The 8,452-nt window shown below is 55.9% G+C and carries 7 protein-coding genes and 2 pseudogenes; 7 read left to right on the top strand and 2 right to left on the bottom strand.

Annotated features, from left to right (window positions below; all coding sequences use genetic code 11):
* Nucleotides 1-82: 82 nt before the first annotated feature.
* The 5 genes and pseudogenes from ABIB99_RS44165 to ABIB99_RS44145 all read left to right on the top strand — a co-directional run.
* Nucleotides 83-352: pseudogene (locus ABIB99_RS44165) on the top strand (IS3 family transposase); the annotation flags it as partial.
* 25 nt (nucleotides 353-377) lie between these two features.
* Nucleotides 378-827 carry a hypothetical protein gene (locus ABIB99_RS44160; RefSeq protein WP_354182241.1) on the top strand — a complete coding sequence of 150 codons (450 nt, stop codon included), beginning with the start codon at nucleotides 378-380 and terminating at the stop codon, nucleotides 825-827.
* Nucleotides 828-928: 101 nt separating this feature from the next.
* Nucleotides 929-1,150 carry a hypothetical protein gene (locus tag ABIB99_RS44155; RefSeq protein ID WP_354182239.1) on the top strand — a complete coding sequence of 74 codons (222 nt, stop codon included), beginning with the start codon at nucleotides 929-931 and terminating at the stop codon, nucleotides 1,148-1,150.
* Between the two features lie 986 nt (nucleotides 1,151-2,136).
* Nucleotides 2,137-2,394, top strand: a complete 258-nt coding sequence (locus ABIB99_RS44150; protein ID WP_354182237.1) for a hypothetical protein — start codon at nucleotides 2,137-2,139, stop codon at nucleotides 2,392-2,394.
* Between the two features lie 1,249 nt (nucleotides 2,395-3,643).
* Nucleotides 3,644-5,065, top strand: a complete 1,422-nt coding sequence (locus tag ABIB99_RS44145) for a hypothetical protein (protein WP_354182235.1) — start codon at nucleotides 3,644-3,646, stop codon at nucleotides 5,063-5,065.
* 174 nt (nucleotides 5,066-5,239) lie between these two features.
* Here ABIB99_RS44145 and ABIB99_RS44605 read toward each other — a convergent pair whose 3' ends face one another.
* The gene (locus tag ABIB99_RS44605) at nucleotides 5,240-5,392 is read right to left on the bottom strand and encodes a hypothetical protein (RefSeq protein WP_502917573.1); all 153 of its coding nucleotides are present in this window, start codon (nucleotides 5,390-5,392) and stop codon (nucleotides 5,240-5,242) included.
* A 265-nt stretch (nucleotides 5,393-5,657) separates the two neighbouring features.
* On the opposite strand from ABIB99_RS44605, the gene ABIB99_RS44135 reads away from it, so the two are divergent.
* Both ABIB99_RS44135 and ABIB99_RS44130 read left to right on the top strand, forming a co-directional pair.
* Nucleotides 5,658-6,179 carry a Cache 3/Cache 2 fusion domain-containing protein gene (locus ABIB99_RS44135; protein ID WP_354182233.1) on the top strand — a complete coding sequence of 174 codons (522 nt, stop codon included), beginning with the start codon at nucleotides 5,658-5,660 and terminating at the stop codon, nucleotides 6,177-6,179.
* A 374-nt stretch (nucleotides 6,180-6,553) separates the two neighbouring features.
* Entirely contained in the window at nucleotides 6,554-7,795 is a 1,242-nt protein-coding gene (locus tag ABIB99_RS44130) for a lactonase family protein (protein WP_354182231.1), read from the top strand.
* Nucleotides 7,796-8,122: 327 nt separating this feature from the next.
* Here the strand turns inward: ABIB99_RS44130 and ABIB99_RS44125 are convergent.
* A pseudogene (locus ABIB99_RS44125) lies at nucleotides 8,123-8,452 on the bottom strand (twin-arginine translocation pathway signal protein); the annotation flags it as partial.

Here is an 8,452-nt window from a genome sequence, read left to right as displayed (position 1 = left end):
AAAATCGTATCGGCCGCTCCCTTCCGAACGCAGTCTATCACTAACCCGTTTCTATCCCACAGGGGGCGTGCAGCGCCGAGATCAGTTTTTTAGAAGGCGCGCTCAGCAAAGCTGGCCTGCTGAGCGCAAAGCGATGATCGACCGTGAGCACGACCTGCCGATCACGAAACAGACGGAAGTTTTGAAGATCAGCCGTGGCAGTGTCTATTATCTACCACGTCCGGTGTCGCCCGCGAATCTCGCGATCATGCAAAGGCTCGACTGGCTGCACCTGGAGTTTCCTTTCGCCGGTTCGCGAATATTGCGAGACCTGCTGGCTGCCGAGGGCTGCAAGATCGGCCGCCGGCATGTCACCTCATCAATTGACGGAGATTGTTATGAGTGATCAGAGCATTCGAATTGAACCTCAGTATCTCCTCGCGGCTGCGCAATCTTCTATCGGCTATTACCAGGCGATATGGCAGAAGATGGGACTTGTGTTAGCAATCCAACTAGGCGGTATCACCGCCACATATGGGTTGCACCTGAGCCGCGGAGGTATTTTCGTGATGATTGCAGCATTCTTCTTTAGCTGCGGTCCGCTTCTGGCGGCAGAGTACGACATAAGAAATAGAAGCGGATTGCTTGCTCAGGTAGATCAGATCGCGCGAGCTTTCGGGACGCCAGCCGAGCAGATTCCTGGGATCACTCTCGAACTCGAACCATTCAAAATGGATAGGCTTTTCCCCGCATCCCGATTGGGCCACACTGGCTGGCTGCTTATGCGCATCGCCGTGTTGCTACTTCTCGATATCGCGGCGGTCGTGTTCATCCGGCGCATTTCTTGACATATATCCGATTTGCGGTATCTTTGTACCAGAACCTCCGTTGCTATAGGCATTAGCTGAATTGTCGTTCGGAAGCTGCCTCTAGCAACGGAGGTAGTACCATGGTCGTTAATTATCCTAAGAAGTCGGTCGTTCTCATTGGTGTTTCGGCTTTCTTCGTCGGTACTGTTCTGCTCATTTGGAAACTGGGGTTCACAGCAGATCCTGTGGAGGCGGTCTGCGTCTTCATCATCATCTTTGGTCTGCCGATCGCAACGTTTTTCCCTCTTGGTCTCCCGATCGCAATTTTTTTTCCGCACTTTTCTTCACGCCCTCACTCATGAGGGCGTTTCCATTTAGAGGGAAGCGTGACGACCCCATAGTAAACTGTTGATCGCCTTGAAGGGCCGATTCTCCTTCCGAAAAATCGACGCGAGCAAAGCGAGTGAATATCCAAACTGCGCACGCATCGTTGCTTCGATCCGATGTGCGCGCCAGGGAAGCGGAATTGTAAAACAAAACGAGCCAAAAACAGAATCAAACAGACATCAAGGCGAACAAGAGCAATTTGTAATTCGCGTTAGCATTTGGGCCAAGAAGGGTTTCGACTTAGATATCCTGTTCCTCCGCGCGGATGATGGATGGGCAAACGCTTCGCTTTTGCGCCGCGCCATCCATCCCCCTCCCTAAGACCCTGGAAACCTATTAGCGGCCAAAGCGTCGTTACATATTTGAGAAAAGCGCGGGTGATGGGTTATGTGCCTTCCAGTGTGGGCTGTGAGCCCACCCCCTGCCATCGCCGGCTCTGCCGGCGATGGCAGGGGGTTTCGCTGTGTTCGCCAGAACTAGCTACTCAGCTAAGCAACAACAGACCCTCGGGTCTCCGCCGCCGGGCTCAGCCGATCGCAGATCGAAAGAAAGCAACAACAAACAACAAAACCAATAACGTCAGGTCGGAAATGCTGCTTAGAGCGGAACGGCCAACCCGTTGAGGTAATTTGTTATTCGGCGCACTCTCCCCTAGAGCGTTGGCCTAGACACGGCATCAAGGAGTGTTTCTGGGAGTGTGTGCAGGGGTCACTGGCATTGGCGAACCGGCACTGAACACGTGACGACGAAAGGTTCGGGCTGAAAAATTTATTGCACCTGTGACGTATGTCACAGGGGGGTGCCTGTCTTTGTGGCTATCCTTGCACGTGCATCGCAGGAGGCGCACATGTCCATTCCCGCAGCAGGACAAGATTAACGCGCTGCAGCAGGAGCGCGAACAGCCTAATTCTGATGCCCGGAAGCTTGGGACAGCTTTCGAGAACAAACCGGGGAGGCGATGATGGCGACCACTCTTGGTTCATTCCTGGTCAGTGTACTCCTGATGGTACTGGGAATTTTTTTGATGATTGCAGCGTACTCAAGAAAGCCGCTCTTGCTTAAGATTGGCGTGCTCGGAACGATGAATATTGACCCCGACTGGCCGGGACGGCGCCAGCGGGCCATCATGTTCGGTGTTGGCGTCGCATTCAGCGCTGTTGGGCTTCTGCTAATAGTTCTTGAGAAATTGAGCGCGCTCGGTTTGCTAGCTAAGTCATAAATAGCTGAGGCGGCGGCGAGCGCGCCGCGCACTCCTGCCCGATTGATCGCCAGAGCATCAACGCGCAGCGTGACACGCGTCGCTCTTGTCCCCCCCTCCCACAGCTCGCGGAAACCTATTAGCGGACTAAGCGTCGTTACATATTTGAGAAAGACGCGGGTGATGGGTTATGTGCCTTCCAGTGTCGGGCCTGGGCCCACCCCCTGCTTATCCGTCCGGCTCTGCCGGACGGATAAGCTATCGCAAAGGAAAGCTTGAAACGACGGGCGCGAACGTCGATCTGGTCAAGGTATCCCTTTCTGCGAAATTCGGTCAGTAGGAAGCGTTAAGAGCGCACGACGTTGTCGGACAACGGCATGGGCCAAAGGTGCGGAATGTCTGCAGAAATAGACGGCTACACCAAATGGGACTTCCCTCATGATGGGATAAGCCACGCGATCTACACTACGGGGGCTGGACCGAACGTGGTGATCCTCCACGAACTTTTTTGGCCTTACCGACCCATGTTTGAAGCTCGGGCTCCTTCTTGCAGGCAAAGTTCCTGCAAAAGTGCACCTTCCATTGCTGTTTGGCCCGGCCAAACCGAACTCGCTTGAACAGCTCAAGAATGGTATCAGGGCCTGCATCAGCAAGGAAATCTATTTGCTTTCCCGTAACCAGACGAGCCCGATCGTCGGTTGGTGTCGCGCTCTTTGCGACCGGCTAAAAGCAGGTGACCCATCCTATCGCGGTGTCGGTGTCGTTGGAATGTGCCTTACGGGAGGGTTTGCCTTGGCCCTCATCGCAAACGCATCAGTTAAGGGGGCCGTCGTTGCACAGCCGAGCCTTCCGCTGTTTATTCACCGAGCGTCCCTTGGACTAACAGATGATCACATTTCAGACGTAGTCGAAGGAGCGGCCCAACATGACGGCGAATGCGTGCTTGGTCTACGTCACGAACGCGATTTCATTTGCCCGGCTCAACGGATGTCTACGGTCAGAACGCTACTTGGCCCGAAGTTCAGAGAACTGACTGTCCCTGGCTTCGGGCACTCGACGTTGACTGCTGGAAACCGCAAGGAGGCTCTCAAAGGGACTATCGCGTTCCTCTGTGAGCGTCTTGGAACGGGCGGCAAGGAGTAGGTTGGAATGTCGCAGCGATTGCGATCATCGGCTCGTTTCTGTCGTCGTCTCCAATGAATTTCATGGCTATGTGAAGATTTTCTATCGTGCAAAAACCTCGACAATCGCGAGCTCGATGAGGCCTTAAATGACATCAGGTAGGCTTGAGGGCGAGCATAGTGAAGCGGACAAGCCGGACCTCGTCTATTCTCTCCATGGGATCAGAACTAACGCATTCTGGCAAAGTCAGCTCGCGGAGAAGATTAAGACGGCTACGGGCTTCGAAGTTAAGGCTCGCAATTATATGCGGTTCAGCGCGGTCATGTTCGTGCTCAAGAACATTTTCGCAGCGAAGCCGCTCCGACTTGTAGAAGGAGATCTCCTCGATCTCCAAAAGCGCTATCGGGTGAGCGTCATCGCGCACAGCTTTGGCACTTGGCTGCTTTTTAAGGCGCTCTGTGAGAACAGCAAGTTACGGGTGCACAACATCATATTGTGCGGTTCAATCTTCCCGCGAGCGTCCTCAGCATGGCGCCAGCTCAAGTACGGTACCGGACAGATTTCGGGTAACATCGTAAATTTCTGTGGCGCCCGTGATCCTTTTCCGGCGCTCGCGGAACTACTATCACGCGACTTCGGCGCTTCGGGTGTCGTGGGCGCGGGCGACCCCACTATCGAAGACTCATTTCACGATGTGGGACACAGCGGGTTTCTAACGCCGGAGTTCTGCTCAGAGTACTGGATCAACATTCTAGCGTTCAAGCCCTACAACTTGCAGCCGGCTCCGGTTAGTAGCCGATGGTACATCCCGGTCATACTCTGGAGTGCCGCTCACCGTGGAGTGCTGCTAATCTCGCTTAGTGCAATCGCGGTTCTTGGATATTGGTTGAATCAATCTGAACATGCTTGCTGGTGGCGCGCCTGCTATGTCGATGTTGTGCGAATTCATAACTTTGGGAGTTCGACTCGACAGCCCAGATCTCCGCGTCGCTACGTTGATCAGGTAACGTTCGAATACACGTATAACTTCAATCGATCTGAACTGGTTTTCCGTGCTCCACGTGACCGCAATCCTGTCGTGACCAGCCTGATCGGCGACAACTTGGAACGCATCAGTCCGCAGGAAAGTGTCGAGAAGCTCTTCACCGGTGCTGATACTCCCTCGAGGGAGTATCAAAGATTCAAACTGCCCGTCCGCGATCGTCGGGCAAACTTCTCGGTTGAGTTTGCCAACGACTCTAGCGAAGCGCCGGATGGCATCGAGGTCTTTGCAGACAGAACTATACGCAATCTCAAGCTACAGATTTTCCTTCCGGATAAGGTATCCCTCAGTCCTCCAAAAGGCTCTTTCAGAAAAGGCGTTCTCATTAAACGTCAGTCACGAGAAGACATCGGCATCGGAAACTGTCAGTTCGACGCGGATGGTCGGTCAGTCAGCTGCACCGAATTGAACATCCCGAGTTCGTCCGGTTTCTACTATTGCTTCGACGTGAAGGGCTGGGATGATCCCCAGGACGTTCAGGAAACCAAACTGAGCGAGTGCAGGCCAAGCGCAGCGCCAAAAAAATGAGCCGGCGCGATGATGGCTCGCGCCGGCTTGAAAATCGTACATGCGCCCTGGGGCATCTATGCTAGCCGCAGGGATCGACCTGTTTCATGGTGGCCTCCTCTCGACTGTCCACACATATAGGTTCTCCCTCCTGAGTGTTCAATGAACGGCGAAATTCATCGTAAAACGAACCACTTAGGGAGTGAGCGCCGCATCTAATACCGACCTGAAGTTGAGCGCGAGCAGCCCAGCTGAGAGCGGAGTGCTTACCCGAGGAACGTCGCGCGGCTTGTGCGGCAGCATCGGCTTAATGGCAGTCCATTCATAGTCGTCGAGTTCGTAGCGCATGATTCGAGCCCCCTGTTTCGGGGTTTGAATCACGGGGGTCCGGCCGAGCGCAACGCCCCCCTGGCTCGGCCTTCGCTGCGGCGCTTATGGGCGGAAGCCGGCTATTGACAGGCCGGACTTGGTTGAGACGCGCGTCGGAATGCCTACCGGTGCGAGGTCATCGCATGAAATTAAACCCAAATCGACAGCCTGATCCTTCGAGCCGTCACCGAAAGGCGGTGAGGACCTTGGCGCATGCAGGCGCTTTTCAAGGGGAGGAAAGCTCATGAACATCAAGCGAACTGCTATCGGCTTCGTCACAGTCGCGTGCCTCTTCGGGGCCGCCATGTTTCTGCCAAATGTTGGCAACGCTCAGGATGCAAAAGTAAAGACAGCAATGGAGCTGCTGGAGTCAAAGGCGAATAAGCTAGGTCCACCTAAGATCGATGGGACCGATACTGTCGCCGGCAAGCAAGTCCCTGCAATCTATTTTGGCTCTACAAAGATGAACAACAATTTCGATTTGGTCGATGAAGTGGTTAAGGAGGCTCAGGGAACGGCCACCATATTTGTGAAAAACGGCGAGGAGTATGTTCGCGTCGCCACGAACGTCAAGAAGGATGACGGCTCGCGAGCAGTCGGAACCGTTCTCGATCCCAAAGGCAAAGCGATCGAGTCCATCAAGCGAGGTGAGGCGTTTTATGGAGAGGTAGACATTCTAGGTAAGCCCTACATCACGGGCTACAAGCCGATCCATGATGCATCAAAGAGTGTGATCGGTATCTACTACGTGGGATACATGAAGTAGAGGCCACGCTCCTTCTCGAAGCATCAGCCTCCTCGCGGATTTTGGAACTTGCTGGGATCGCAATTCGGGTGCGGCCCCACCGAGAGTGAAGCCAAGCCGAGGGTCTTGTGCGACTAATGGTTTGCCGCGCCAACGCGCGACTTATTTCTGCTTCTGGCCCATCGACGAAGTGGCGTCATCGCTCCACAAGGTCCGCTCATTGAGGCATGGCGGACAAGATTGCGCAGGTTGAGTTCTTCGCATTTTGACCCAATTCGGACCTCGACAAGTGGCTAATAGCCGTGTCGAGCGGTTGCTCGACGTTGAGGGGGAGCAGCAGACGATCCATGATATGGTGCCGCGACATGGCGTAGTTCTCTGCATGGGAGCCTACCATGATCAATCGTCGGACGTTCGGTGCCTTCCTCGCTGGCACGCTCGCAGCGCCCCGGGCCTCATGGGCTCAACCAGGGACAGGCACAGCCGTTTTCTATGCCAGCATCGGACCTGTGCTCACTCTCTACCACGTCCACGTGGATGGCAGTGAGCTTGCCAAGCAGGGTTCGCTGACGCTGCCCGCGAATGTGCAATATGCTTGGCCCCATCCCTCGGCCCACATTCTCTACGCAGCGTGGAGCAACGGCGGTCCTGGGGTGGCCGGCGACAAGCACGGTGCGAGCGCGTTGAGCATCGATCCCAGTACCGGAGCGCTGCAGCCGCACGGACCATCTCCTGGGCTGCGATCGCGCCCGCTGCACATCAGTATCGACAGGTTCGGCAAGTATGCCCTGATCGCCCACAACGATCCGAGCGGCGTCACCGTGCATCGGATCAATCAGGATGGAACCATCGGAGACGAGGTGAAGCAGGTAACAGCTCTGGACGTTGGAAGCTTTGCGCACCAAATCCGCGAAATGCCTTCTGGCAAAGCAGCGATTCTCGTTACCCGCGGCAACGATCCCGCTGCCGGCAAACCGGAAGATCCCGGTGCGCTCAAGATCTTCGGTTTCGAGGACGGCCAGCTCACGAACCGGGCCTCAATAGCTCCGAGAGGCGGCTACGGCTTCGGGCCGCGACATCTCGACTTTCATTCGGCGCAGCCCTGGGTGTACGTCTCGCTCGAGCGCCAGAACAAGCTCGATGTCTTCAAGCTGCAGAACGACAGCCTCGATCCGCAGCCAATCTTCAGCAAGGATACTTTGGCCGAACCGGGCAATATCCGGCCCCGCCAGCTCGCTGGAACGGTTCATGTGCATCCGAACGGACGATCTGTGTATGTGGCCAATCGGTCGGACGCCATGACCGATTTCCAAGGCAAGCAGGTTTACCTCGGTGGCGAGAACAACATCGCCGTATTTGCCATCGACGCCGGCACGGGCGAACCGACGCTTATTCAGACCATGGACTCACACGGGTTCCATCCGCGGACTTTCGCCCTCGACCCTAGCGGACGCATGCTGGTCGCCACCAACGTCACGCCGCGACTGGTGCGTGACGGAGATCAAGTGCGACTGCAATCAGCCACGCTCGCCGCCTATCGGGTCGGTACCGATGGCAAGCTCGCGTTCGCCCGCGCCTATGATGTCGAGACGGGTGGCAGCTATCAGTTCTGGAGTGGAATGGTGGCGTTGCACTAGCGGGCGAAGATCGACGAGCTTGTCGCTCGGCGCGGGCGACCCCGGCGAGATCGTCGTCATCATCGTCCCCTGAGCGATGAGGCCACCGCGCTGAGTTCGGGAGGTTTCCGCTGGTCCGATAGTCGACCCACATGAGTCCGCTGGTGGCCCGTTTGAGACATGCCGACTGCTACGGGCGATGTCCGAGTTCGAGGGCGAAGCGGAAGATATATGCTCGCACTGAGTTCTTCGCATTTTGACCCGAAGCGGGCATCACCTTTCCAGGCGGAGACCAACCATCGTGCGGTCGCGGCGACGGATGATAGCCGCGCATTCAGACCTTCCAAATCATTGATTACTTCGTGGGGCACTTGTCGGAGGAGGCGTTGGCGCCGGGTTAGCGACGCCATAGTGGTCAGCAACGAAGTTGCCAGTGTGAGTAAAGGACGCCGGCCGCGACCGTTCAGGCAGCATCGTAGCGTTCCAAGCCTCCCAGTCACTTTTCAGCCGTTCGAAGACGTCTATCTCCCGGTCCTTGAGATTGGCCCGCTCACGCGGGTCTCTCACCACGTCGAAGAGAAACTCGTTTCCCGCTATCCGCAGATATTTCCGGTCGCCGTCGCGGATGGCACGCTGCGATCCCGCCTTATAGCGCCAACACAACTTCCGGGGATGCGG

This window comes from Bradyrhizobium sp. LA6.1, assembly GCF_040547805.1.
GTDB classification, from domain to species: domain Bacteria; phylum Pseudomonadota; class Alphaproteobacteria; order Rhizobiales; family Xanthobacteraceae; genus Bradyrhizobium; species Bradyrhizobium barranii.
Note: the sequence above shows the minus strand (reverse complement) of the source record. Positions and strands in the feature narration are given on the sequence as shown.

Bases quoted from the DNA above. Each gene is read 5' to 3' on its own strand.
- ABIB99_RS44160 (WP_354182241.1), top strand. From the start codon at position 378: ATGAGTGATCAGAGCATTCGAATTGAACCTCAGTATCTCCTCGCGGCT.
- ABIB99_RS44145 (WP_354182235.1), top strand. From the start codon at position 3,644: ATGACATCAGGTAGGCTTGAGGGCGAGCATAGTGAAGCGGACAAGCCG.
- ABIB99_RS44150 (WP_354182237.1), top strand. From the start codon at position 2,137: ATGGCGACCACTCTTGGTTCATTCCTGGTCAGTGTACTCCTGATGGTA.
- ABIB99_RS44135 (WP_354182233.1), top strand. From the start codon at position 5,658: ATGAACATCAAGCGAACTGCTATCGGCTTCGTCACAGTCGCGTGCCTC.
- ABIB99_RS44605 (WP_502917573.1), bottom strand. From the start codon at position 5,392: ATGCGCTACGAACTCGACGACTATGAATGGACTGCCATTAAGCCGATG.
- ABIB99_RS44155 (WP_354182239.1), top strand. From the start codon at position 929: ATGGTCGTTAATTATCCTAAGAAGTCGGTCGTTCTCATTGGTGTTTCG.
- ABIB99_RS44130 (WP_354182231.1), top strand. From the start codon at position 6,554: ATGATCAATCGTCGGACGTTCGGTGCCTTCCTCGCTGGCACGCTCGCA.